We start from the raw sequence: 22,914 nt of genomic DNA, 5'->3' as shown, positions 1-22,914 counted from the left end.
GCCGCGGACGAAACAGCAGGCAAGAGCTCTCTGTCGATCGCGTCGTCTCGCTCCCGTGATCCGCAATCGGCACGCCTGCTCCGCGCCGTTCCACGGTCAGCCGTGAACGGCGCGGAGTGTCGTTTGAGGGCAACCGTCACCGGCTTTTGACTTTTGCGTGGCGGGTATAGTTTGGCAAAACGGACGACAGGAGGAACTGGTCATGAACCGTCGCGACTTTCTTTTGAGCGGTGCCGCCGCGATCGGCGTTGTCGGTGCCGCGGCGACGGTGCTTCGCATGGGCAGCCCGCAGGCCGCCCAGGCCGCCGAGAAATTCGAGATCACCAAGACCGACGACGAATGGAAGGCCATCCTGTCGCCGGCCGCCTTCGACGTGCTGCGCAAGGAGGGCACCGAGTATCCAGGCACCAGCCCGCTGCTCAACGAACACCGCAAGGGCATCTTCGCCTGCGCCGGCTGCGACCTGCCGGTCTATCCCTCGGAGACGAAATTCGATTCCGGCACCGGCTGGCCGAGCTTCTGGCAAGAGATCGCGAATGGCATCGGCAAGACCGAGGACCGGTCGCTGGGCATGACCCGCACCGAAGTGCATTGCCGCCGCTGCGGCGGCCATCTCGGCCACGTCTTCGACGATGGCCCGGCGCCGACCGGCCTGCGCCACTGCATCAACGGCGTCGCGCTGACCTTCAAGCCCGCCACCGCCTGACGCTAGAGCAGTTCAGCGATTGGTAGAATCGCTGAACTGCTCTAACTATTTGTTTTTACGCAATTCCGGACGGAAAACCGCTACTCACTTTTCCTGGAATTGCTCTAGCAAGGGCAATAAAAAACTCCGGGCTTTGCGGCCCGGAGTTTTTTGCGCTGTCAGCGTTTCAGGCGTGGACTGGAGGAGCTTCCTGAAACCGCTGCCGCGTATGGTTCTTTTGTTTCAGTGCCCGCCGCCTCCGCCACCACCGGGCGCGGCCGGCTTCCTGATCAGCATGGTGAACAGGCCAAGCGTCGCGAACAGCACCGTGAGCATGTAGAACACGTCCATGAAAGACAGCAGCGCCGCCTGTTGATGGACCATGCCCGACAATTTGGAGATCGCCGCACTGGTGGCGTCCAGGCCTGATGTCTGCTCGAAGTTGAGCGTCATGTTCTGCAGCTTCTGCTGGGCCGCCGCGCTGCCCCACTGCACGTGCTCGCCGAGCCTTGCGTAGTGGAAGGCATTGCGGTCGATCAGCACGGTGTTGATGAGGGCAAGGCCGACCGCACCACCGAGATTGCGGGTGAGGTTGAACAGGCCGGATGCATTCTTCAACCGGTCCGGCGGCAAGGTGCCGAGCGCGATGTTGTTGATCGGCACCATGCACAGCATCATCGAACAGCCGCGCAGGATCTGCGGGATGAGCAACTCATAAAAATCCCAGTCGGCGGTCAGGTGGGTCATCCACCATGTGCCGGTAGCGAAGCCGAAGAAGCCGATCATCATCATCAGCCGCAAATCCATCTTGCTCGACAGGATGCCGGAGATGGGCGCGGTGAAGAACATGGCCAGGCCGCTGACGAACAGCGCTTCGCCGATCATCATCGAATCGTAGCCGCGGATGCGCCCCAGGAAGACCGGATAGAGATAGGTCAGGCCATAGAGGCCGATGCCGATGACGAAGGAAAACAGCGAGCCGAAGGCGAAATTGATGTTGCTGAACGCCTTGAGGTCGACGATCGGTTCCTCGGCGGTGAAGACACGCCAGAAGAAGATCACCGCGCCGATGGTCATGATGATGGCGCAGATGAACACGGCCTGGTCTTGCAGCCAGTCGTTGTTCGGACCCTCTTCCAGCACGTACTCCATGCAGCCAAGGAAGGCGGCCATGCCGGCGAGGCCCCACCAGTCGAACTTCGAGAACAACTTGAGATTGGGCTTGTCGAAATCGATCAGCGACCAGGCCACGGTCGCCACCAGAATGCCGGGCACGACATTGACCAGGAACAGCCAGTGCCATGAAAAGGCGTGGCTGATATAGCCGCCGACGGTCGGGCCGATGGTCGGCGCCAGCGTCGCCACCAAGCCGATCATCGGCGAGACGATGGCGCGGCGCGACGGCGGGAAGATGGTGAAGGCGGCAGCGAAGACGCTCGGGATCATGCCGCCGCCGATGAAGCCCTGCACGGCGCGGTAGACGATCATCTGGTCGATGTTGGTGGCGGTCGCGGCCAGCGCGCTGGCCGCGGTGAAGCCCGCGGCCGCGACGGTGAACAGCACGCGCGTCGACAGCATCCGGCTGAGGAAGCCCGACAGCGGGATCATGACCACCTCGGCGATCAGATAGGCTGTCTGCACCCACGGGATCTCGTCGGAACTGGCGCTGAGGCCGGCCTGGATTTCGGCCAGCGAGGCCGAGACGATCTGGATGTCCAGGATCGCCATGAACATGCCGAACACCATCGCCAGGAAGGCAATGACGCGTCGCGTCGAAATCGTGTCGGGAACCGCCGGCATGGCCGGTGGCGATCCTGCGGTGATGGTTGCGGTTGCCATGTCCTAAGCCTCCTTGAGGCAGGCCGGGCGGCCAGGTGCTTCAATCAGCCACCAAGCCGCCCTCCGAAAAGCGATTAGTTACTGGTCGCGGCAGGCGCCGTGCGGCTGTCGACGGCGACGACGACGCTCAAGCCGGCGCGCAGCTTGCCGGTTTTCAGCGCATCGGCCGGCACGTCGATGCGGACCGGCACGCGCTGCACCACCTTGGTGAAGTTGCCGGTGGCGTTTTCCGGCGGCAGCAGCGAGAACACCGCGCCCGACGCCGGCGCCAGCGAGGAGACGGTTCCCTGGATGGGGTAGCCGTCGATGGCGTCCACCGAGATGTTGACCTTTTCGCCGGGAACCAGCCGGGCAAGCTGCGTCTCCTTGAAGTTGGCGACGATGTAGAGCTTGTCCATCGGCACGACCACGGCGAGCTTCTGGCCGGGGCTGACCAGATCGCCCTGTTCGACGGAGCGGTTGCCGACGACGCCGTCATACGGCGCCTTGAGCACGGTGAAAGAGAGATCGCGCGCGGCCTTGTCGCGGCCGAGCTGCAAGGAGGCAAGCGTGCTCGCCGATTCGGCACGCTGTGCCTCGAGCACGCCGATATTGGCCTGCGCAGCGGCGATCTGCGCGTCGGCGCCGACGAGAGCGGCCTTGGCCTGGTCGAGCGCGGTCTGGGCGTCGTCCAGCTGTGCCTGCGTGCCGACATGCGTCTTGACCAGTTGCGCGGCGCGCTGCTGGGCGCGGCCGGCATTGTCGGCGGCGGCCTGGTCGGCGACCTTCTGCGCCTGCGCCTGCTGCAGGGAGGCCTGCGCGGCCTTGGTCTGCGCGTCGATGCGGTCGAGCGTCTTGGCCAGCGTGGCGATCTGCGCCTCGGCCTGGGCAACGGCGATCTTGTAGTCGCCGGCATCGATCGTCAGCAGCGGATCGCCGGCCTTGACCTGCTGGTTCTCGCTGACCAGGAGCTGATCGACATAGCCGGAAATTTTTGGCGAGACGAACGCCATGTCGGCCTGGACATAAGCATCGTCCGTGGAGATCATGAAGCGGCCCGTGGTCCAGTAATCATAGCCGTACCAGGCTCCACCGCTCAAAAGGGCAAGGCCGATGATCGGCAGCAGGAAAGAACGCACCGAGCGCTTCTTCTTGGCCGGAGCTTCAGCCTCCGGCGGCGGTGCGACGACTGGCTGGACATGCACATCGGGCGCTTCCGTCGCCGGGGCAACCTTGGCGTTGGGGAAAGGGCGGACTTCGGCGGTGACGGACGTATTCGAGGACATGACATCTCTCTAAAGTTATAATACTGAACCGTTCGGTTCGATCTGGGCGTTGACATAGCGCGTAAAGAGGACCATATCAAGAGGCAATCGAACCGGTTGGTTCGAATTATTTTCGGGGTGTGATTTTTATGGTTGAGACTGTGCGCAACGCCGAAGCCGACCAGTGCGAGGATCTGCTGGATGGTCTGCGCCGTGGCCGCCCGGCAGCCGGACAGGATCCGGTCAAGCGCAGCCAGATCATCGACGGTGCCCGCCGCGTCTTCATCGAAAAGGGCTTCGAGGCCGCCTCGATGAACGACATCACGCGCGAGGCCGGTGTCTCCAAGGGCACCATCTATGTCTACTTCGCCAACAAGGAAGAGTTGTTCGAGGCGCTGATCGAGGAAGAGCGCGGCACCATCTTCAAGAACATGTACGACATGCTCGACCGCGCCGACGATTTGCGCCAGACGCTGGTCAAGTTCGGCAAGGTCCTGTCGATGAAGATCACCTCGGCCAGGGTCATCCAGGCGCAGCGCACGGTTATCGGCGCCTCCGACAGAATTCCGGACATGGGCGCGCGTTTTTACGAACGCGGGCCCAAGCGCGGCCATGACAAGGTGGTGGTCTTCCTCAACGCCGCCATCGAGCGCGGCCTGCTCGAGATCGACGATGTCGACCTCGCCGCCTATCAGTTCACCGAACTGTGCCTGGCCGGTCTTTTCCGGCAGTGCATCTTCGCCTACCGCACCAAGGCACCGACCCAGGACGAGATCGATCACATTGTCCGGTCGGGCGTCGGCATGTTCCTCAAGGCCTACGGCACCGAAAGGCTGGCAGAGGAAGAAAACAGCTCACACTCGCCCTGACAGGAATCTCCGAAACGGCCGTCCAGTGGCCGATTTTTTGCGGAGGGCGGCTTGACCTCAAGGCGCGGAGCGTCAACGTCTGGATCTGGGTAGAACCGATCATTCGGCGGGAATGGTTCTCGTTCGCGAGCGTGAGGGCAGATCGGGATGGGCGTTCCGAAGCTCCAGAATCAGATGCGACGCATCGTGGCGGACTTCAACGCCGGTCGCCACGAGCAGGCACGGCTGCTTTGCGGGGAGGCTCTTCGCGAGGCGGCTGACGACCCTGCTCTCAACCACCTTATGGCTGCCGTTCTTTTCGCCAAGGGAGAGATATCGGAAGCCCGCGCCCATATTCAGGCAAGTCTGGCGATCCGGGCTGACAACGCATCCGCCCAATTGCTCGCCGGCCGCTTGGCGCGGGCGGCGCGGGATTTTGACCAAGCACTGTTCCATCTCGCGCGCGCGGCGGAATTGGCGCCTGGCGCCGCTGTGCTCATCGAGCAGGGGCGCACGCTCGATGAGGCAGGCGACCGGGCCCATGCGCTCGAGGTATGGCGACAGCTGACACTTGCCGATCCCTTTTCGGCGGAGGCGGCAGCACGCCTGGGCCGCATGCTGTTCGAGGACGGAATGCCCGCCGATGCGGCACCCTTGCTGGAGCGGGCCGTAAAGGGAAGCGCGCCCGCGTCGGCATGGTTCGACCTCGCCCTTGTCAGGCAGGATCTGCATGATCATGTGGGGGCAGCGGCCGCCTATCGCAAAGCGCTGGAGATACGCCCCGACGACGCCGAGGCGGCGGTCAATCTGGGGGTAGCGCTTCAGGAAGCGGGCGATATGGACGCCGCGATCGAGGCCTATCGAACGGCCTACGGGCAGCGCGCCACAACCTTTGGCACCATCGCGATGGCCCTGACGTCAGCGCCGCACGGCAAGCTTTGGATCGATCGCGAAACGTTGAAGGGCTTGCTTGGTAAAAACAAAAATTAGGTCGGGTCGCATTTGGAGCGGCGGCACTCGGATCGGAGCTCTAGCGGGTGCGTTTCACGCGAAACTGCTTACGGTAGACGCCGGGTTCGGCAAGAACATCGGCGACGGTTTTTTCATAGGAGGCTTTGCGTGTGACATCGAAGCTTTCGAAAACGAGTTCGGGCGCAGCGCGCGGCACGGGAAAGCATTGCGCAACCGGCGTGCCCTTCGCCAGCACGCCGGAGAAACCCTGGTCGGTCCAAATCGCCGGGAAATTGATGCCGGCGTCCTGGAAGTGATCCGAATCGACGACACCAGTCACCAGGCGGAAAGGAAGATCATCGCGGTTGACCGGATGGGTGGCGAAGAGGGACCAGCCTTCCTCCAACTCGATCGTCCAGAAACTGTTGAATTTTATCGCCGCCAGCCCATTCGACAACGGTGCGCCGGAGAGCTGTTCGGCGACATGGAAGCTGAGCGGCGAACGCGGGTGGCCCTTAGTTGACGGCTCGGCGATGTCCCACCGCCATTCAAAGGCCCCGTTCTCAACTGTCACATCGCATGGCAGCAGGATCATGAAGCCATGTGTCATCGCATCAACGAAGGGCGGACACTGTTTTACTGTCCTGATCTCTCGCCCATGGATTTCCGAATAGGCTTTCGGAGGCATGTTGCGGAGCCAGTCAGGCAGCACGCCACGCGCGGGAACCGGCCGGGGCAGCATTTCGGCAAGCGCGGGATCACAACGAAAAACGATACGCATCCGGTTGCCCTCGAACGGCACTGCGATGTTGACGGATTGCCAGGGCGCGGTCAACGTATGCGCGCACGACGACTAGCCGCCATTCGCCGCGAGCACGATGGCAGCCTGCAATTCCTCCAGGCCTTCGCCCTTTTCCGATGACGTCGCCAACACGAACGGGAACGCCGCCGGACGCTTCTTGATCTTTTGCAGCGTCTCCTCGATCAGCCGCGGCACGCCGGCAGCCTTGATCTTGTCGGTCTTGGTCAGCACGATCTGGTAGGATACCGCCGCCTTGTCGAGCAGCGACAGCACCTCGTCGTCCTTGGCCTTGATGCCGTGGCGGGCATCGATCAGCACATAGACCCGCTTCAGCGTGACGCGGCCCTTGAGATAGTCGAAGACCAGCTTGGTCCACTCGTCGACTTTCTCCTTGGGCGCGGTGGCGTAGCCGTAGCCCGGCATGTCGACCAGCGCCATCGGCGGCAGGTCGGTGCCCTCGCCTGAAAATCCGTCCGGCACGAAATAGTTGAGTTCCTGCGTGCGCCCCGGCGTGTTGGAGGTGCGCGCCAGGCCCTTCTGGTTGACCAGGGCGTTGATCAGCGACGACTTGCCGACATTGGAGCGGCCGGCAAAGGCGATCTCCGGCGGCCCTTCCGGCGGCAGGAACTTCATGGCCGGCACGCCGCGGATGAAGATCCATCCGCGCGTGAACAGGTCGGTTTGGATCGCGGTGCTGTTGGGAACGTTCAAGCTGCTGCCTCCAGTAGAGAGATATCGGCGCTCCTGATGGCGTCGAGATTGCGGCCGATCTTGTCCACCGGCCAGTCCCACCATGCCACCGCCAGCAGCCGTCGGATCGTCCTGTCGTCGAAACGCATCTTCACCACTTTCGCGGCGTTGCCGGCAACGATCGCATAGGGCGGCACATCGTGCGTCACCACCGATTTGGCGGCGATGATGGCGCCATGGCCGATTTCCACGCCGGGCAGGATCACGGCCTCCATGCCGATCCAGACATCGTTGCCGACCATCGTGTCGCCGCGCAGTTCCTTCGACCATGTCTGGGGGTCGAAACCCTTTTCCCAGCCATGGCCGAAAATGTTGAACGGATAGGTCGAGAAGCCGGACATGGCGTGATTGGCGCCGTTCATGATGAAGCGCGCGCCCTCGGCGATAGCGCAGAACTTGCCGATGATGAGCTTGTCGCCGATGAAGGGATAGTGATGCAGCACGCATTTTTCGGCGAATTTGTCCGGCCCGTCCGGGTCGTCATAATAGGTGAAGTCGCCGATCTCGATGTTCGGCTCTGTCACCAGAGGCTTCAGGAAGCCGACGCGCGTGTGCATCGGGATCGGGTGCTTGATGCTGGGGTTGGGTCCGTCCATGTCGAAGTCCGTCCAGGAAGTGATAGCCACGCGGATCCGCAATCCGCGCGCCTGGTCAAAATAACGTGATCCGCCCTATAGCACCAATCGGCTGACGAGCGAGCCTTCCTTGCCCGCCACGCTCATTTGTTGCCGCGGCAGATCACGATCGGGTTGGACAGCGCGCTGTCGAAACCACTGCCCTGATAGACCTGAACGTTCGACGCTCCGGGCGGCAGCATGAAGCTGCCTTCGACGACCTTCTGATCTCCCGCCATCGTGTGAAGATCCCAACTAAACGTGCAGAACTGCGGCGGTGCCTTGGGTTCGACATGGCTGCAGTTGAGCTGCGCGCCGCCCAGCATGGCGGCGCCGCCGCAGCTGACCGCATCCTTCGCGGCAGCGGCGCCGGGGCACCCAACGACAGCCGTGAGAGCCGCGATCCTGATCCAATCCATCGCCAAAATCCTTGCCGGCAAATCCACATCGCCACGCGGCTTTTGCATGCCGTGGCCCATGCGTTTTTTCTTCCCCGGGGCTTAATCGGTCTTGCGCGGGGCGTCCAGCAGGATTATGTGCATGATGATAATAAGCATGCTCACGAAAAGTTGCCACCCGACCCCGACCTCCTCCCATGCCCTCTTCCCCCAATATCAGCTTCGTGCTGCACGACGTCGCGCGCCTGCTTCGCAAGCGGTTCGAGCAGCGGTCACGCGCATCGGGGCTGACCCGCGCCCAATGGCAGGTGCTGGCCTTCCTTTCGCTGCATGAAGGCATCCACCAGAACAAGCTCGCCGACCTCATCGAGATCGTGCCGATCACGCTCGCCCGGCTGCTCGACAAGATGGAGGCGCGCGGCTTCATCGAGCGCCGGCCCGATCCCGTCGACCGCAGGGCATGGCTGCTTTACCTGACACCGCGGGCCCGTCCGCTGCTCGAGATCATGCGCGGCAACGGCCAGAAAACACGAGACGAGGCCTTCGCCGGCCTTTCGTCCGAAACACAGCAGCATCTGCTGCAAACCCTAAGCTTGATCAAATCCAATCTGCTCGCGGCTTGCACCCAGCCAGCCGTCGACCGGGAGAAAGTACATGGCTGAATCGACATCCCCCAAGAAGCCTGCCGGAGACGAAACACCGGCGGGTCGGACCGACCAGATTATCCAGCTCGACAGTGAGCGCGAACAGCGGCGGGCCAGCGCCGTCATCGAAAATGACGAACTGGAAGCGCCGGTCGCCCTGGAGCCGGCGGCGCTGGAGGCTCCGGCCAAGGAGCCGCCGCCACGGCAGGCCCCTGCCGCCGTCGCCCCTCCTGTTCCGGTCAAACCGAAGCGCAGCCTGGCGCGGCCCGTCCTTTTTGCCCTGCTTCCCGTCGCGCTTGTCTTCGGCGGCTATTATTATGTCACCGGCGGTCAGCTGATGACGACCGACAATGCCTATATCCAGGCTCAGTCGCTCGGCGTCTCCACCGACGTCTCCGGCACGGTGCAGGAGATCGACGTGCATGAGAACCAGGCGGTCAAGAAGGGCGACGTGCTGTTTCGCCTGCGGCCGGCCTCCTTCGAGACCGCTCTCGCCGCCGCCCAGGCCCAGCTCGGCACCGTCCGCAACCAGGTGCTGACCCTGGAGGCGAGCTACCAGCAGTCGCTGTCGCAGATCGAGCAGGCGCAGGCCGACATTCCCTATTACGAAGCCGCCTTCCAGCGGCAGCAGGATCTGCTCAAGACCTCCACCGCCTCGAAGGCGTCTTTCGACAGCGCCCAGCACGATCTCGTCGCCGCGCGCCAGAAAGTGTCCGTCGCCAAGGCGCAGGCGCAGGCCACGCTCGCCCAGCTTGGCGGCGACGCCAACCAGCCGGTGGAGAAGAACCCCTTCTACCTCCAGGCCCAGTCGGGCGTCGACGACGCGCAGCGCAACCTCGCCGATTCCGTTGTCAAGGCACCGTTCGACGGCATCGTCACCAATGTCGACGCGCTGCAGGTCGGCAAGTACCTGCCGGCTTCGCAGCCGGCGTTCAGCCTGGTCTCGTCGACCGATCTGTGGATCGCGGCGGAACCGAAGGAAACCGAGCTGACCTATGTGCGTCCCGGGCAGACGGCGACGATCAGCGTCGACACCTATCCCGGTGCCGTCTGGCACGGCAAAGTTGCCTCGATCAGTCCCGCCTCGTCGTCGAGCTTCTCGCTGCTGCCGGCGCAGAACACCACCGGCAACTGGGTCAAGGTCGTGCAGCGCATCCCGATGCGCGTCACCATCGCTGACATCGACGGCAAACCACCGCTGCGCGGCGGCATGAGCGCCGTGGTCGACGTCGACACGGGCCATGCACGCGGCCTGCCGGACTTCGTCACCAATCTCATCGGCCTGTTCGGACAAAAGTCATGACCAGCGCGTCCGCGACAGGTGCCACGCCGGTGGTCGCCAATCGCGGCGCCATCACCGCCTGCGTGATCCTGGCCGTCATCATGCAGGCGCTGGACACGACCATCGCCAATGTCGCGTTGCCCTATATCCAGGGCAGCGTCTCGGCCAGCGCCGACCAGATCAACTGGGTGCTGACCTCCTACATCGTAGCGGCGGCGGTGATGACGCCGCCTTCCGGCTACCTTGCCAACCGCTTCGGCCGCAAGCGCATCCTGTTGACCTCGATCACCGGCTTCGTCGTCGCCTCGGTGCTGTGCGGTTTCGCGCAGTCGCTGCCGCAGATCGTCGGCTTCCGCCTGCTGCAGGGCCTGTTCGGCGCGGCGCTGGTGCCGCTGTCGCAGAGCATCCTGCTCGATATCTACAGTGTGGAAGAGCGCGGCTCCGCCATGGCGCTGTTCGGCGTCTCGGTGATGGTCGGGCCGGTGCTGGGGCCTGTCATCGGCGGCTGGCTGACCGAGAATGTCAGCTGGCGCTGGGTGTTCTACATCAACGTGCCGATCGGCGCGCTGGCCTTCGCCGGCGTGTCGCTGTACGTCCTGGAAACCAAGCTGGATTTCAAGGCAAGGCTGGATTGGCTGGGCTTCGGCATGCTCAGCATCACCATCGCCGCCTTGCAGATGTTTCTCGATCGCGGCGAGCAGCTCAACTGGTTCTCGTCATCCGAGATCCTCGTCGAGGCGCTGATCTGCGCTTCGGCCTTCTACATCTTCCTCGTCCACACCTTCACCGCCCGCAACACCTTCGTCAATCCGAGGCTGTTCCTCGACCGGAATTTCGCCGTCGGCATGATCTTCATCTTCATCATCGGCATCACCTATCTCGCCTCCCTGGCGCTGATGACGCCTTACCTGCAGACGCTGATGGGCTATCCCGTGGTGACTGCCGGCATCGTCATGGGGCCGCGCGGGCTTGGCACGATGGCCTGCATGTTCCTGGTCGGCAGGCTGATCGGCAAGGTCGACACGCGCTGGCTGCTGCTCATCGGCCTGCTGATCACCGCCTGGGCGATGTACGACATGACCGGCTGGACGCCTGACGTTTCGCAGTGGACCATCATCTCCACCGGCTTCATCCAAGGTGCGGGCCTGGGCTTCCTGTTCGTGCCGCTGACCACCATCACCTTCGCCACGCTGGCGCCGGAGCGGCGCGCGGAAGGCACCGGTCTTTACAATCTGTCGCGCAACATCGGCTCCAGTGTCGGAATATCGGTGGTCACCGCGCTTCTGACGCAGAATGTGCAGATCAACCACGCCAACATTGCCACCTATGTGACGCCCTTCAACCAGGCGTTCAGCGATCCGGCGATCTTCCAGGCGATGAACCCTTATACCGCCGCCGGCCGCGCCGCGCTCGACGGCGTGGTGACGCTGCAGGCGACTGTTATCAGCTACATGAATGACTTCAAGCTGATGATGATCCTGTCGCTGGCGGCGATCCCGCTTGTGCTCCTGCTGCGCAAGCCGGGGACGCCGGCCAAGGTCGACCACAGCGCCGTCATGGAGTGATGTGGCGGAAGCGGTCGGGCTTCGAACGCCGAGGCAAAGCGCTCTCACCAAAAGAAACCGGGGTCCTGTGAGGGACGACAGGACCCCGGCCTCGCCGATACGGCTTCGCAAGAAACATGGCACCTCGTCATGAGGCGGGGATGGCGGACCGGGAAAGCACCAACGATCCGCCGACGCCCCCTTTTCGCCGGAAGCCGCTACTTCGGCAACAGAACCTTGTTGACGACGTGAATGACGCCGTTCGACTGGTTGACGTCGGCGATCGTCACCTTCGACTCGCCGCCGGACTCGTCCATGATGTAGAGCTTGCCCTTCTTGACTTCGGCGGTGAGCGTGTCGCCGGAGACGGTCTTCATCTCGTATTTGCCACCCATCGCCTTGACTTTCTTCATCATCTCGGCGCCCGAAATCTTGCCGGCCACGACATGCGCGGTCAGCACCTTGGTGAGCTTGTCCTTGTTTTCGGGCTTCAGCAGCGTGTCGACCGTGCCGGCCGGCAGCGCCGCGAAGGCTTCGTTGGTCGGGGCAAAAACGGTGAACGGGCCGACGCTCTGCAGCGTCTCGACCAGGCCGGCGGCCTTGACGGCGGCGACCAGCGTCGTGTGGTCCTTCGACTTGACCGCGTTCTCGACGATGGTCTTGGTGGCGTACATCGGCGCGCCGCCGACATTCGGGTTCTTGGCATAGGCCGGCGCGGCAATCGCCATGCCGGCGATGAGGGCTGATAGGGCGATGGTCCTGAATGTGGGCAAGCGCATGTGGTCTTCCTCCGGGTGAGGGCTGATCGGGATTGATAGCCTTTGGAAACGCACACGCAGTCACGCCCCGCGCGTGATTGCAGTTTCGCCGATCACGGGATCGTGAAGCGATACCTGGTGCAAACAAAAAGGCCCGGACAAGCCGGGCCTTTTGAGGAGGGAAGGTGCCGGCTATTCGGCCGGCGAAGGTTTCTTGCGGAACAGCGCCACCAGATTGTCCCACAGCTCGATCTTGGCGCCCTGGCGCTTCATGATCACGCCCTGCTGCAGGATCGACAGCGTGTTGTTCCAGGCCCAGTAGATGACCAGACCCGCCGGGAACCCGGCCATCATGAAGGTGAAGATGACGGGCATCCAGGTGAAGATCGCGGCCTGCGTCGGATCCGGCGGCGTCGGGTTCATGCGCATCTGCAGGAACATGGTGACGCCCATGATCAGTGGCCAGACGCCGATCATCAGCATGTGCGGCAGGGTGACCGGAACGAGGCCGAACAGGTTGAACAGCGAGGTCGGATCGGGCGCTGCCAGATCCTGGATCCAGCCGAAGAACGGCGCGTGCCGCATCTCGATTGTGATGTAGAGCACCTTGTAGAGCGAGAAGAAGACCGGGATCTGCAGCGCCACCGGCCAGCAGCCGGCGAGCGGATTGATCTTTTCGGTCTTGTACAGCTCCATCATAGCCTGCTGCTGCTTCATCTTGTCGTCCGCGTATTTCTCGCGAATCTCGAGCATCTTGGGCTGCACCTTCTTCATGTTCGCCATCGACGCGTAGGACTTGTTGGCGAGCGGGAAGAAGATGGCCTTGACGATGACCGTGGTGGCCAGGATCGCCAGGCCGAAATTTCCGAAGAATTTGTAGAGCGTGTCGATGAGCCAGAACATCGGCTTGGTGATGAAATAGAAATATCCCCAGTCGATCACCAAGTTGAACTGGCGAATGTGACGGTCAGTCTCATATGCGTTGATCTTGGCAACTTCCTTGGCCCCAGCGAAGATCTCCGTCTCGACTGTTGCGGATTGGCCGGCGTCGACATTGATTGCATCGGTCAGGAAGTCGGACTGATAGCGATGGCGACCATCCTCGAAAAAGGCATAGCGTGGCTGGAAAGGCTGCTTTTCGGTCGGCACGAGCGTCACGGCCCAGTATTTGTCGGTGATGCCGAGCCAGCCGTCGGTCGACTTGCCCGGGGTGACCTGCTTTTCAGATTCGATCTTGGCGTATTTATATTCGGCCAAGCCCTCGGTGCCGGTGACGCCGATCAAACCTTCATGCAACACGTAGGTACTGGCAACGGCCGGCTTGTCGTATCGCGTGACGCGGCCATAGTTGAACAGCGAAACGGCGCTGCTGCCCGAATTCTGCACCGTGTCCGAAACCGTGAACATGTAGTCGCTATCGACGGAGAAGGTGCGCTTGAAGGTCAGGCCCTTGTCGTTGGTGTAGGTGAGCGTCACCGGCGTCGACGGCGTCAGTGTCGGATTGCCGTCGACCGTCCACGCCGTTTCCGCGCCCGGCACCGTTCCGGTCTTGTCGTTGCCGACAAAGCCGATCTCGGCGAAATAGCCGGTGGGCAGCGCCTGCGGGTTGAGCAGTTCGATCTCGGGCGAATTCTTGTCGACGGTCTCGGTGTAGTGCTTGAGCTTGAGGTCGTCGAGCCGCGCGCCGGTCAGATTGATCGAGCCCTCGAGGCTCGGCGTGTCGATCTTGACGCGCCTGGAAGCCGCCAGCGCCTGGTCGCGGCCGGCCGCGGTGACGATGTCACCGCCGGGGGCGTTGGGAATGGCACCCGGGGCCGTGGTGCCCGGCGCCGGCGTCGATGCGCCCGGATTGGCGGCATCGGCCGCCTTCTTCTGGTCCTCGACGCGCTGCTGCTCGATGCGAGCCGCCTCGCGTTGCTGCTCGCTGCGCGGCAGGACATAAAAATACTGCCACAGCGCCAGGATCAGCACCGACAGGGCGATGGTGATGAAGAAGTTCCGGTTGTTTTCCATCGAGAGCCCTTGGCCTATCGTGTTCCGCGAATCCGGCGGGAGAGTTCGGCCTTCAACTGGCCGAAGGGGGCGCGCAGCGCATCATCGCGCCCGACGATGACATAATCATTGCCGGGCACCATGTCATCTGCGGCATGGACGCGGACGGCCTCTTTCAGCCGCCGCCTGACGCGGTTGCGCACAACAGCGTTGCCGACCTTCTTGGTAACGGTGTAGCCGACGCGCGGCACCCCGCCGTCGCCGCGGTCGAGGACCTCGACGAGGAAAAACCGTCCGCGTCGCTTTTCACCACGACGGACGGCCAGGAATTCCGCGCGTTTCAGAAGCCGCTTGGGATTTTGCCCCACTGGCTTGCCGGTTGCGGGCAACGATCTCGTCTCGCTTAGGCGCTGAGCCGCTTGCGGCCGCGGTTGCGGCGAGCTGCGACGACGCCACGACCACCCTTGGTGGCCATGCGAGCACGGAAGCCGTGCCGGCGTTTGCGGACGAGTTTGGACGGTTGGTAGGTACGCTTCATTTGTTTTAATACCGCGGGGTGCGGCCCTTCTTGATTCTGTCACTTTGTAACAGGAGCTTTGCCGGGCCGGTTTTGGCGCGATCGAAACCGCGCCGGGACGAATGGCCCGAGCGTGAGCGGGCTTATAGAAAGAAGGGTTTTGGAAGTCAATCCGGCGTCGGCGCGCTAAAGACGCACCTCTTTTGGAGCATCTATTTTTCCGACCAAGGGAGAAATTGGCAAAAAAGCCGTAATCGCCTAATCTTGGCTGATCAAGTGATTGTGAAGATCGAGTCGCATGAGCGAAGCCAGCCAAGCAGGGGAAGGGACCGGAACGGCATCAGCCGCCGTCCGCACGGTACCCCTGTCGCGCGGTTTGTCGACGAAGCTGCTGCTGCTCACCATCGTTTTCGTGCTGCTGGCCGAAGTGCTGATCTTCCTGCCCTGGATCGCCAGCTATAGGTTGAGCTGGCTCAAGGAGAGGCTGAGCACGGCCGCCGCCGTGTCGATCGTGCTGGTGCAGGGCGAGTCGACCTCGCTGTCGCGCACGGCCCAGAACGACGTGCTGATGGCCATCGGCGCCAAGGCGATCGCGGTGCGCGACGGCGGTGTCTCGCGGCTTCTGGTGGTGGCCGACATGCCGCCACAGGTCGACGAACACATCGATCTCGCCAGCGTCGGCATGGTCAAGGGCATGACCGGCGCGCTGGACACGCTGTTTTTCGGCGGCGACAGGATGCTGCGGGTTTTTGGACCGGTCGGCGACAGCGACAAGGAGTTCGAGCTGATCATGCCGGACTACTCCCTGCGCAAGGCCATGCTCATCTATTCGCGCAACGTCGCCTTCGTCTCGCTCCTGATCTCGCTGTTCACCGCCATGCTGGTTTATGCCGCGATCGACCTGATCATGATCGGCCCGATCCGCACCATGACGCGTTCGATGCTGTCCTTTTCCCAGGCCCCCGACGATCCTGGGCGGATCATTCACCCCGCCGATCGCGCCGACGAGATCGGCGTGGCCGAACGCGAACTGTCGCAGATGCAGGAGCGGCTGCAAAAGATGCTGGCCGAGCAGAAGCATCTGGCCGACCTCGGCCTCGCCGTATCGAAGATCAATCACGATATGCGCAACATTCTGGCCTCGGCCCAGCTGCTGTCGGACCGCCTGCGCCAGGTCAAGGATCCGACCGTGCAGGCCTTCGCGCCGAAACTGGTGCGCGCGCTCGACCGCGCCGTCGCCTATTCGGAGGGCGTGCTTCATTACGGCCGCACGCAGGAGCCGCCGCCCTCGCGCCGCAGGGTGCGGCTGCGCCAGCTTGTCGAGGACGTGCACGGCCTGCTGGCGATCGAGGAGGGCATCGAGTTCATCAACGCCGTCGAGACGGCTTTCGAGGTGGACGCCGATTCCGACCAGCTGTTCCGGGTGCTCACCAACCTTTGCCGCAACGCGGTGCAGGCGATGGCGGCCGACACCGAAAGCGCCGTCGTGCGGCGGCTGGCGGTCTCGGCCGAGCGCATGGGCAGTGTCAGCCGCATCGCCGTCACCGACACCGGCCCCGGCCTGCCGCCGAAGGCGCGCGAAAACCTGTTCGCGGCCTTCCGCGGCTCCGCGCGCAGCGGCGGCACCGGCCTTGGCCTGGCCATCGCGCATGAACTGATCCGCGCGCATGGCGGCACTGTGGAGTTGGTCGAGTCGATTGGCGGGCGCACGACATTCGCCGTCACCATCCCCGACCAGCCGGTGCGCCTCGACCAGGCCCGTGGCAGCCTGCGCCGCCCGGCCTGACGGCTTCCGGCCGTTTGCTGAGGATTACTGGCCTTCCGGACCCGTCGCTCTTCCCTGACCTTGTCCGATTGTCCGCCGTCTGGATTCAGGCTGATCCCACGGCTCGAAGTGCCAGGATCGGCGCCGGCATCGCTGGATGACAGGCTTGCGACAAAACTTTTGCCGGATCGGCTTGCTTTTCGCAAATTCAGTCGTTAGGGAACTGCACACATTCGCGGCCGGTCTTTCGGATCGGATCGCGGGGCCGTCGAAAACATGGCCTGATGCGCGCCCGTAGCTCAGCTGGATAGAGCACCAGACTACGAATCTGGGGGTCAGGAGTTCGAATCTCTTCGGGCGCGCCATTTCGGTACAGAACTATGAGCGCCGACGCCGCCGATTCTTCGCTGGAAGCGGCAACGAGGGTTCGCAGCAGTTCCGAACTCGATCCCATGATCCATGATTGCGACCGCCGCCGCTGCCAATCTTGGACGTGCTTCTTCTAACTCTTTGTTTTTACGCAATTCCGGACGGAAAGCCGCTACACGCTTTTCCTGGAACGGCTCTAGATTGCTCGAAGTGCGGCAGTGCGCCGCTTCTCGCGACAAATATCCGCTATCGCTAGCGGGAGACCGCGGCGCCCTTGTCGGTCCAGGTGGGCGGCAGGCCGAAGCGGGCGGCGACCATTCCCGGAATGCCGGGAGCCGTTCCGAACGCCTTGCAGGCATCGTATTTCGGATCACCGCCGAGCGAGGCCCGCAGTCTTTGCATCGATGGTATCGCCGGCATTCCCTTGAACGGGTCCTTGCCCTTGAGCAGCATGCGGCTGAAGTCAGCGGCGAAGGCCGAAGAGAGGGAATACGCATCCCCCACCGTGGACACCCGAGCCTTGGTCGTGATTATGTTTGCACCGCGCGACCAGAGCATGGCTGCCTTCTGGGAACTGTCCTTGTCGACGGCCTCGGCCTCGATGGCCAGGCCGCCGAGGCCGATCGGAAGCCGGGGGACTGGAACGCCGAGCCCCGCCACCGAGGCGCCGAGCGACGCAACGACGGAACCCGCCGCCGCCGTACGATTGGTCGCAACGATGTCGGTGACGGTAGCGTGGACGATGAGGTCCGCCGGCAGGCTCGGGGCCACGACCTGGAAGCGGTCGCTAAGGTCAGTGCAGAGCGCCCGGTCGACCGCGTTGGCGACGAGCGCCAGGTCTTTGGGATCGAAGCCACTGCTGCCGATCTGCGTCGCGGTCGGTACAATGCGCACGGTCTGTGCGGCGAGCAACGGCGCCGGATCCACACGCAATCTCGCTTTTGCGAGGATGCCCGTGGATGGGCTCATTCCGGCGTAGGAACTGAGGGACGTGCCCTGGGGCAAGGGCACACTCGTGCACGCGGACAACCACAGGGCCGCGCAGAGCGCTGCTCGCGGCCGCATTTCAAGTCGTCGAAGCTTCAGGATCATTGTCAAATCGTCTGAACCGGCATCATGGGTTCAGCTCTAGCGGCCCCAGCGTTAATCGCGGTAAAGGCAGTGTAAAGTTGGGTAAAACCCACGATCGGCACGGATCTTCAGCCGGCGCATACGTCGCCGGAAGCGCCAGCGTGATGGTGCGGCCAGCGGGGCGTTTCGCCTCAGAACCGTACGCGGGCCGGAGGAAACTTGTTTCATCGGGCCGGCAGCCCAGCCATCAAAAGAGGTGCAGTATTGGTTTGAGGAGCTTTGCGGATTGCAACGACTCGATGAGTTCGGACCCGGGGATTGCAAGGAGAAAGCAGGAACTGTCGATAGCGGTACGCTTCAGCGCAACCGGGTTGAACGTCCTGGGCAATTGATGCGCGACGTCGCCAACGCTTCGTCCGAAGCGAGGGAGGAAGGCGGGCACCTCATGGCAATATTCCCGGTAGGCATCGCCAAAAAGCCCGTCAAGAGCAATCGATTCGCGGCCTGAGACATAAGCGAATACCAGATACCCAAACAGGAAGTAGAAGGCCGCAATCGCCACTGACCCGAAAATCAGGCCGATGCCGGCAAGCCCCAGGGAAGAAAAGAAGTACAGCGGATTGCGGGTGTGGTTATAAGGGCCGTTCGTTATGAGTTCCCGGTTCTTGCGTCCGCCTATATACAGCGATGCCCAGCACCGACCGGCGACACATATGATGATAAATGCGGAGCCAATAAGCTCCATGCCTTGGCGAGGAAGAGTCTCCGGCGGCCAGGCGCTCTGCGACAATAGGACCGGCGTCAAAAGTAATGGCACGGCCAGCCAGAGGAGCCGCATCCTCTTGCCCTGCTGAAACACCGTCGTGGTCACCGACATCAGTCCACTCTCTCGCATTTGAAGAACCGGGGTCGCGGTCCAGCTTTAGCGATGCCAGCGTTAATGGCGGTAAAGGCAGTGTAAAGTTGGGTAAACCTTGCCATCAACCTCGATCGTTGGCCGGCTGCCGAGGAATCTCCAGCATGATGGCCAAGCCGCCGATGTCCGGCAGCGACGCGTATACGCGCCCGCCATGGCGCTCGATTGCCTGTCTCGCGATCGCAAGGCCAAGACCGTACCCGCCTCTGGGTGCCGCGTCGTTGCCGCGGGAGAATGGCTGGAAGATTCGTTCGAGTTCGTCTCGCCTGACGCCCGGCCCCTGATCCACGACGCACACCTTGAGGAGGTGTTCCGTGGTCTCGCATTGCACGATGATTTGCGAATGTTCGGCGGTGTATTTGACAGCGTTGCGAATGACGTTTTCCAGCGCCCGGCAGATCAGCTCGCCTTCGACCTCGGCAAGAAAGCTGTCGTCGACATTGGTGGTGATCGAAACCTGGCGTGCCTGGGCTTCGAACGCCGCGTCGCTCAGGATTTCGTTCAGGAGATCGATGACGTCCAGCCTCTGTGTCGACAGAGGGAGGCGGGAACCGGCCGTCAGCCTGGCGAGCGTCAGCACTTCGCCGACCAGCGCATCGAGCCGTTCGATCTCCCGGTCCATGCGATCCAGCATGGCATCGAGTTTGCCCGGACTCTGCCGAAGGACACCCCCAACGGCTTGCAGACGTGACAGCGGGGAGCGCAGCTCATGGGACACGTCGTGGAAAAGTCTCTGCTGTGCCTCCTGCAGCTCCTGCAACCGCGCGGCGCTAGAATCGAAATCATGCGCGAGCGCGGAGACCTCGTCCTTCCGGCCCGCCATCTTGTGTCCGATGCGGACGTCGAAGCGGCCATGGGCGAGCGCGCTCAGGCCGTCGCGAAGGTGCACGACGGGACGAATGAGATATCGGGCGAGCGCGGCCGCCGATATCGCGCTCGAAATCAGAATACCGAGCCCTGGTACGAACGGACCAAGCTTGTCGAGAATGACGCTGTATTGCCGAGGCACGGAGATCCGGTAGCAACTCCCGTCCTTCAGGACGGTTCTTGTCTCCGCCGTGCTCCTATCGGTGCATGCGCCGGATCCCGCGATCTCGGAGATCGTGAGGCCGACCGGCACCGTGTCCTCGCTTGCACGGGCAAAGCGCCGAGCGGCATCTTCACCGTCCTTGACAAGGAGGTTTTCAGTCAGGTCGAGGACGACTTCCTGCTTCTGGCGTTCCAGTTTCGAAGCGGAAGGAAGCGTCTGAAAGAAGTCGAGCGTTAGGACTATGATCGCGACGGACGCGGCAAGCGTCAGCCAGGTTATCGCGAAGAACTTCTTGAACAGCCGGGGCATGTCAGTCCAAAAGAAGTTGATAGCCTTGGCCGCGAACAGACCTTATCCATGACTGTCCATCGTCCCTGAGGCCGAGCTTCTGACGCACGCTGCTGATATGGACGTCGATGCGGCGATCGAACGGGGCTAGCGGCTTTCCAAAAGCCCGTTTCGAGATGTCTTGCTTCGGCACCAACTGACCGGCATGGCGAGCGAGAACTTCGAGCAGGCTGAACTCCGTACCGGTAAGCTCTAGCAGCTGCCCATCCCATTCGGCGGTTCTGTTGCCCGGATGGATCACCAGCGGTCCCGCTCTCAGCGTGTCAGTGGACGCGCCGACCGCAGGCTGGTTCGCACGGCGAAGGATCGCACGCACTCTGGCCGCGAGCTCTCCCGGCGAACAGGGTTTTGTCACATAGTCGTCGGCACCGAGGTTAAGGCCCGATATCCGGTCGATGTCATCGCCTCTCGCCGTGAGTAGCAGCACCGGAACCTGGCTCAGCTTCCTGATCCTTTGCAGGACCTCGATACCGTTCATTCGGGGCATCATGATATCGAGCACGATCAGGTCCGCCGCGTTGCGCGCGGCGGCGGCAATCGCCGTGCCGCCGTCCGTGCCTGTCGCCACGTCATACCCTTCTTCGACCAGGTATTCCTGCAGCAGCGTCGTCAACTCGACATCGTCGTCGATGAGGAGGACCTTGTTCATTCCACTCCGTCCGTCATTCATGCCGGCCCCTAAGGCACAAATGCGGGCGGGCGGCGGGATTTTACCCAACTTAACACAACTTGACTGCGTTTAACGTTCACCCGGCCAAGCATGGAGCGGCGACACGGGTCGCGTTCAACCACCCTGCGGTTCGTCGGTTGCACGGCCGATGGCGTCGGCCTTGCCATGCCTGGCCAAAGCGCCTGCAAGACGCCGCCATCTCACCCCACCGAGCGTGCCGCCGCTCGGCCGGCGCTGCGGCCCGAGAAGACGCAGCCACCCAGGAACGTGCCTTCGAGCGCCGCGTAGCCGTGCACGCCGCCGCCGCCGAAACCGGCGGCTTCACCGACAGCATAGAGGCCCGGTACCGGTTGGCCGGTGGGACCTAGCACGCGGCTGTCGAGATCGGTCTGCAGGCCGCCCAGCGTCTTGCGGGTCAGGATGTTGAGGCGCACCGCGATCAGCGGTCCGTTCGCCGGGTCGAGCAGCTTGTGCGGCTTTGCCGTGCGGATCAGCCGGTCGCCGAGATAGGCGCGCGCGCCGCGCAGCGCGGTGATCTGCATGTCCTTGGAGAACGGATTGTCGAGCTGCATGTCGCGGGCGCGGATCTCGCGCTCGACCCCTGCTACATCGAGCAGCGGTTCGCCGCCGGCCAGCGCGTTCATGCGCGCCACCAGCTTCGAAAGATCGGCCTCGACGATGAAATCCTCGCCCTTTTCCATGAACGCCTTGACGGGACCGGGGATGCCCGACGTGGCGCGGCCGAGCACCTGGCGCCAGCTTTTTCCCGTCAGATCGGGGTTCTGTTCCGAGCCCGACAGCGCGAATTCCTTCTGGATGATTTTCCTGGTCAGGATGAACCAGGAATAATCGAAGCCGGTACTCATGATGTGGCTGAGCGTGCCCAGCGTGTCGAAACCGGGATAAAGCGGCACCGGCAGGCGTTTTCCCCGGGCATCGAGCCACAGCGAGGACGGTCCGGGCAGGATGCGGATGGCATGATCGGTCCAGATCGGCGCCCAGTTCTTGATGCCCTCGACATAGTGCCACATACGGTCGCGGTTGATGATCGAGCCGCCGGCCTGTTCCGATATGGCCAGCATGCGACCATCGACATGGTCGGGCACGCCGGTGATCATGCGCTTCGGTGCCGTGCCCAGCCGCTTGGGCCAATTCTCGCGGACAAGCTGATGGTTGGCGCCAATGCCGCCGGAGGCGACGATCACCGCCTGGGCATGCAGTTCGAAGTCGCCTGACACATCGCGCGAACTCTTGTGGCCACGCTCGACAGTGCTCGGCTGCAGGATGTCGCCACGCACGCCGGTCACGGCCGCACCCATCCGCGTCAGCTCATTGACCCGATGGCGGAACCTGAAGTCGATCAATCCGCGCTTTTGCGCCTCGCGCACGCGTTGGACGAACGGCTCTAGCACGCCGGGACCGGTCCCCCAGGTGATGTGGAAGCGCGGCACCGAATTGCCATGGCCGATGGCATTGCCGCCGCCGCGTTCGGCCCAGCCGACGACAGGAAAGAATTTCAGGCCGCGCTGCAGGAGCCAGGAGCGCTTCTCGCCGGCGGCAAAGCCGACATAGGCCTCCGCCCATTTGCGCGGCCAGAAATCCTCCGGCCGGTCGAAAGCGGCGGTGCCCATCCAGTCCTCGAGCGCCAGATCATGGGAGTCGCGGATGCGCATGCGCCGCTGCTCCGGGGAATCGACGAGGAAAAGCCCGCCGAACGACCAGAACGCCTGGCCGCCCAGCGATTGCTCCGGCTCCTGGTCGACGATGATGATTTTCTTGCCGGCCTCGGCAAGCTCGGCGGCCGCAACCAGCCCGGCAAGGCCGGCGCCGACAATGATGACATCCGCATCGTCAGCCATTTTTCCTCCAACCGGCTA

General features: G+C 63.1%; 22 protein-coding genes and 1 tRNA gene. 8 read left to right on the top strand and 15 right to left on the bottom strand.

The genetic code is table 11. The annotated features are described in order from the left end of the window. Nucleotides 1-202: 202 nt before the first annotated feature. Entirely contained in the window at nt 203-706 is a 504-nt protein-coding gene (gene msrB / locus EN861_RS04380; RefSeq protein WP_127280231.1) for a peptide-methionine (R)-S-oxide reductase MsrB, read from the top strand. A 222-nt stretch (nt 707-928) separates the two neighbouring features. On the opposite strand, the gene EN861_RS04375 is transcribed toward msrB, so the two are convergent. Together EN861_RS04375 and EN861_RS04370 are read right to left on the bottom strand one after the other, a co-directional pair. Next, nucleotides 929-2,485: a DHA2 family efflux MFS transporter permease subunit gene (locus tag EN861_RS04375; protein ID WP_245511842.1), complete on the bottom strand. Its 1,557-nt coding sequence runs from the start codon at nt 2,483-2,485 to the stop codon at nt 929-931. A gap of 113 nt (nt 2,486-2,598) precedes the next feature. Continuing rightward, the gene (locus EN861_RS04370) at nt 2,599-3,789 is read right to left on the bottom strand and encodes an HlyD family secretion protein (RefSeq protein ID WP_135862564.1); all 1,191 of its coding nucleotides are present in this window, start codon (nt 3,787-3,789) and stop codon (nt 2,599-2,601) included. 128 nt (nt 3,790-3,917) lie between these two features. On the opposite strand from EN861_RS04370, the gene EN861_RS04365 reads away from it, so the two are divergent. Next, nucleotides 3,918-4,637 (top strand): TetR/AcrR family transcriptional regulator, encoded by a 720-nt coding sequence (locus EN861_RS04365; protein ID WP_135862562.1) that lies wholly within the window; start codon nt 3,918-3,920, stop codon nt 4,635-4,637. Between the two features lie 147 nt (nt 4,638-4,784). Then, nucleotides 4,785-5,606, top strand: a complete 822-nt coding sequence (locus tag EN861_RS04360) for a tetratricopeptide repeat protein (protein WP_245511987.1) — start codon at nt 4,785-4,787, stop codon at nt 5,604-5,606. A 40-nt stretch (nt 5,607-5,646) separates the two neighbouring features. On the opposite strand, the gene EN861_RS04355 is transcribed toward EN861_RS04360, so the two are convergent. From EN861_RS04355 to EN861_RS04340, 4 genes are all read right to left on the bottom strand, one after another. Further along, entirely contained in the window at nt 5,647-6,369 is a 723-nt protein-coding gene (locus tag EN861_RS04355) for a hypothetical protein (RefSeq protein WP_348630895.1), read from the bottom strand. 51 nt (nt 6,370-6,420) lie between these two features. After that, nucleotides 6,421-7,080, bottom strand: a complete 660-nt coding sequence (gene yihA / locus EN861_RS04350; protein ID WP_127278556.1) for a ribosome biogenesis GTP-binding protein YihA/YsxC — start codon at nt 7,078-7,080, stop codon at nt 6,421-6,423. Beyond that, the gene (locus EN861_RS04345; RefSeq protein ID WP_189343552.1) at nt 7,077-7,715 is read right to left on the bottom strand and encodes a CatB-related O-acetyltransferase; all 639 of its coding nucleotides are present in this window, start codon (nt 7,713-7,715) and stop codon (nt 7,077-7,079) included. The genes yihA and EN861_RS04345 overlap by 4 nt, the downstream gene beginning before the upstream one ends. Before the next feature lie 122 nt (nt 7,716-7,837). Further along, nucleotides 7,838-8,212, bottom strand: a complete 375-nt coding sequence (locus EN861_RS04340) for a hypothetical protein (RefSeq protein ID WP_245511986.1) — start codon at nt 8,210-8,212, stop codon at nt 7,838-7,840. Nucleotides 8,213-8,328: 116 nt separating this feature from the next. Here EN861_RS04340 and EN861_RS04335 point away from each other — a divergent pair, with 116 nt between their 5' ends. Genes EN861_RS04335 through EN861_RS04325 form a run of 3 tightly spaced genes read left to right on the top strand, consistent with a single transcriptional unit; the run spans nt 8,329 to nt 11,622 of the window. Continuing rightward, nucleotides 8,329-8,793: a MarR family transcriptional regulator gene (locus tag EN861_RS04335; protein ID WP_135862560.1), complete on the top strand. Its 465-nt coding sequence runs from the start codon at nt 8,329-8,331 to the stop codon at nt 8,791-8,793. Then, the gene (locus tag EN861_RS04330) at nt 8,786-10,078 is read left to right on the top strand and encodes an HlyD family secretion protein (RefSeq protein WP_127278554.1); all 1,293 of its coding nucleotides are present in this window, start codon (nt 8,786-8,788) and stop codon (nt 10,076-10,078) included. The genes EN861_RS04335 and EN861_RS04330 overlap by 8 nt, the downstream gene beginning before the upstream one ends. Beyond that, complete coding sequence (locus tag EN861_RS04325; protein WP_135862558.1) at nt 10,075-11,622, top strand: DHA2 family efflux MFS transporter permease subunit; 1,548 nt, start codon at nt 10,075-10,077, stop codon at nt 11,620-11,622. Before EN861_RS04330 ends, EN861_RS04325 begins: the two co-directional genes overlap by 4 nt. 197 nt (nt 11,623-11,819) lie before the next feature. On the opposite strand, the gene EN861_RS04320 is transcribed toward EN861_RS04325, so the two are convergent. The 4 genes from EN861_RS04320 to rpmH form a co-directional block, all read right to left on the bottom strand. Beyond that, a complete protein-coding gene (locus tag EN861_RS04320; RefSeq protein WP_135862556.1) occupies nt 11,820-12,380 on the bottom strand; it encodes a fasciclin domain-containing protein in 561 nt (186 codons plus the stop codon). Nucleotides 12,381-12,551: 171 nt separating this feature from the next. Continuing rightward, the gene (gene yidC, locus EN861_RS04315) at nt 12,552-14,372 is read right to left on the bottom strand and encodes a membrane protein insertase YidC (protein WP_135862554.1); all 1,821 of its coding nucleotides are present in this window, start codon (nt 14,370-14,372) and stop codon (nt 12,552-12,554) included. 14 nt (nt 14,373-14,386) lie between these two features. After that, nucleotides 14,387-14,740: a ribonuclease P protein component gene (gene rnpA, locus EN861_RS04310; protein ID WP_127278550.1), complete on the bottom strand. Its 354-nt coding sequence runs from the start codon at nt 14,738-14,740 to the stop codon at nt 14,387-14,389. Between the two features lie 14 nt (nt 14,741-14,754). Beyond that, on the bottom strand, nt 14,755-14,889 hold the full coding sequence (rpmH, locus tag EN861_RS04305; RefSeq protein WP_008833937.1) for a 50S ribosomal protein L34: 135 nt from the start codon (nt 14,887-14,889) through the stop codon (nt 14,755-14,757). 277 nt (nt 14,890-15,166) lie between these two features. Here rpmH and EN861_RS04300 point away from each other — a divergent pair, with 277 nt between their 5' ends. Both EN861_RS04300 and EN861_RS04295 read left to right on the top strand, forming a co-directional pair. Further along, nucleotides 15,167-16,654, top strand: a complete 1,488-nt coding sequence (locus EN861_RS04300) for a HAMP domain-containing sensor histidine kinase (RefSeq protein ID WP_127873310.1) — start codon at nt 15,167-15,169, stop codon at nt 16,652-16,654. 267 nt (nt 16,655-16,921) lie between these two features. Then, a tRNA-Arg gene (locus EN861_RS04295) sits at nt 16,922-16,998 on the top strand. Between the two features lie 256 nt (nt 16,999-17,254). Here EN861_RS04295 and EN861_RS04290 read toward each other — a convergent pair. The 5 genes from EN861_RS04290 to EN861_RS04270 form a co-directional block, all read right to left on the bottom strand. After that, on the bottom strand, nt 17,255-18,094 hold the full coding sequence (locus EN861_RS04290) for a DUF3313 domain-containing protein (RefSeq protein WP_135862552.1): 840 nt from the start codon (nt 18,092-18,094) through the stop codon (nt 17,255-17,257). A gap of 226 nt (nt 18,095-18,320) precedes the next feature. Continuing rightward, nucleotides 18,321-18,950, bottom strand: coding sequence for an isoprenylcysteine carboxylmethyltransferase family protein (locus EN861_RS04285; RefSeq protein WP_189343551.1), 630 nt, complete (start codon nt 18,948-18,950; stop codon nt 18,321-18,323). A 103-nt stretch (nt 18,951-19,053) separates the two neighbouring features. Beyond that, entirely contained in the window at nt 19,054-20,328 is a 1,275-nt protein-coding gene (locus tag EN861_RS04280) for an ATP-binding protein (RefSeq protein ID WP_135862548.1), read from the bottom strand. Nucleotide 20,329: 1 nt separating this feature from the next. Further along, nucleotides 20,330-21,016, bottom strand: coding sequence for a response regulator (locus EN861_RS04275; protein ID WP_135862976.1), 687 nt, complete (start codon nt 21,014-21,016; stop codon nt 20,330-20,332). Between the two features lie 221 nt (nt 21,017-21,237). Continuing rightward, nucleotides 21,238-22,896: an FAD-binding dehydrogenase gene (locus EN861_RS04270; protein ID WP_135862546.1), complete on the bottom strand. Its 1,659-nt coding sequence runs from the start codon at nt 22,894-22,896 to the stop codon at nt 21,238-21,240. Between the last annotated feature and the right edge of the window lie 18 nt (nt 22,897-22,914).

This window comes from Mesorhizobium sp. M8A.F.Ca.ET.218.01.1.1, from assembly GCF_004791165.1.
Taxonomy (GTDB): Bacteria; Pseudomonadota; Alphaproteobacteria; order Rhizobiales; family Rhizobiaceae; genus Mesorhizobium.
The sequence above is the reverse complement of the archived record's forward strand: the minus strand, read 5'-3'. Positions and strand labels throughout refer to the sequence as shown.

Excerpts from the sequence above, each read along its gene's own strand:
- EN861_RS04375 (WP_245511842.1), bottom strand. The coding sequence starts at position 2,485 with ATGCCGGCGGTTCCCGACACGATTTCGACGCGACGCGTCATTGCCTTC.
- EN861_RS04275 (WP_135862976.1), bottom strand. The coding sequence starts at position 21,016 with ATGAACAAGGTCCTCCTCATCGACGACGATGTCGAGTTGACGACGCTG.
- EN861_RS04330 (WP_127278554.1), top strand. The coding sequence starts at position 8,786 with ATGGCTGAATCGACATCCCCCAAGAAGCCTGCCGGAGACGAAACACCG.
- EN861_RS04360 (WP_245511987.1), top strand. The coding sequence starts at position 4,785 with ATGGGCGTTCCGAAGCTCCAGAATCAGATGCGACGCATCGTGGCGGAC.
- EN861_RS04270 (WP_135862546.1), bottom strand. The coding sequence starts at position 22,896 with ATGGCTGACGATGCGGATGTCATCATTGTCGGCGCCGGCCTTGCCGGG.
- EN861_RS04335 (WP_135862560.1), top strand. The coding sequence starts at position 8,329 with ATGCCCTCTTCCCCCAATATCAGCTTCGTGCTGCACGACGTCGCGCGC.
- EN861_RS04340 (WP_245511986.1), bottom strand. The coding sequence starts at position 8,212 with ATGGGCCACGGCATGCAAAAGCCGCGTGGCGATGTGGATTTGCCGGCA.
- yidC (WP_135862554.1), bottom strand. The coding sequence starts at position 14,372 with ATGGAAAACAACCGGAACTTCTTCATCACCATCGCCCTGTCGGTGCTG.
- rpmH (WP_008833937.1), bottom strand. The coding sequence starts at position 14,889 with ATGAAGCGTACCTACCAACCGTCCAAACTCGTCCGCAAACGCCGGCAC.
- EN861_RS04290 (WP_135862552.1), bottom strand. The coding sequence starts at position 18,094 with ATGATCCTGAAGCTTCGACGACTTGAAATGCGGCCGCGAGCAGCGCTC.
- EN861_RS04365 (WP_135862562.1), top strand. The coding sequence starts at position 3,918 with ATGGTTGAGACTGTGCGCAACGCCGAAGCCGACCAGTGCGAGGATCTG.
- EN861_RS04320 (WP_135862556.1), bottom strand. The coding sequence starts at position 12,380 with ATGCGCTTGCCCACATTCAGGACCATCGCCCTATCAGCCCTCATCGCC.
- EN861_RS04325 (WP_135862558.1), top strand. The coding sequence starts at position 10,075 with ATGACCAGCGCGTCCGCGACAGGTGCCACGCCGGTGGTCGCCAATCGC.
- EN861_RS04345 (WP_189343552.1), bottom strand. The coding sequence starts at position 7,715 with ATGGACGGACCCAACCCCAGCATCAAGCACCCGATCCCGATGCACACG.
- EN861_RS04285 (WP_189343551.1), bottom strand. The coding sequence starts at position 18,950 with ATGTCGGTGACCACGACGGTGTTTCAGCAGGGCAAGAGGATGCGGCTC.
- EN861_RS04280 (WP_135862548.1), bottom strand. The coding sequence starts at position 20,328 with ATGCCCCGGCTGTTCAAGAAGTTCTTCGCGATAACCTGGCTGACGCTT.
- msrB (WP_127280231.1), top strand. The coding sequence starts at position 203 with ATGAACCGTCGCGACTTTCTTTTGAGCGGTGCCGCCGCGATCGGCGTT.
- EN861_RS04370 (WP_135862564.1), bottom strand. The coding sequence starts at position 3,789 with ATGTCCTCGAATACGTCCGTCACCGCCGAAGTCCGCCCTTTCCCCAAC.
- EN861_RS04300 (WP_127873310.1), top strand. The coding sequence starts at position 15,167 with ATGAGCGAAGCCAGCCAAGCAGGGGAAGGGACCGGAACGGCATCAGCC.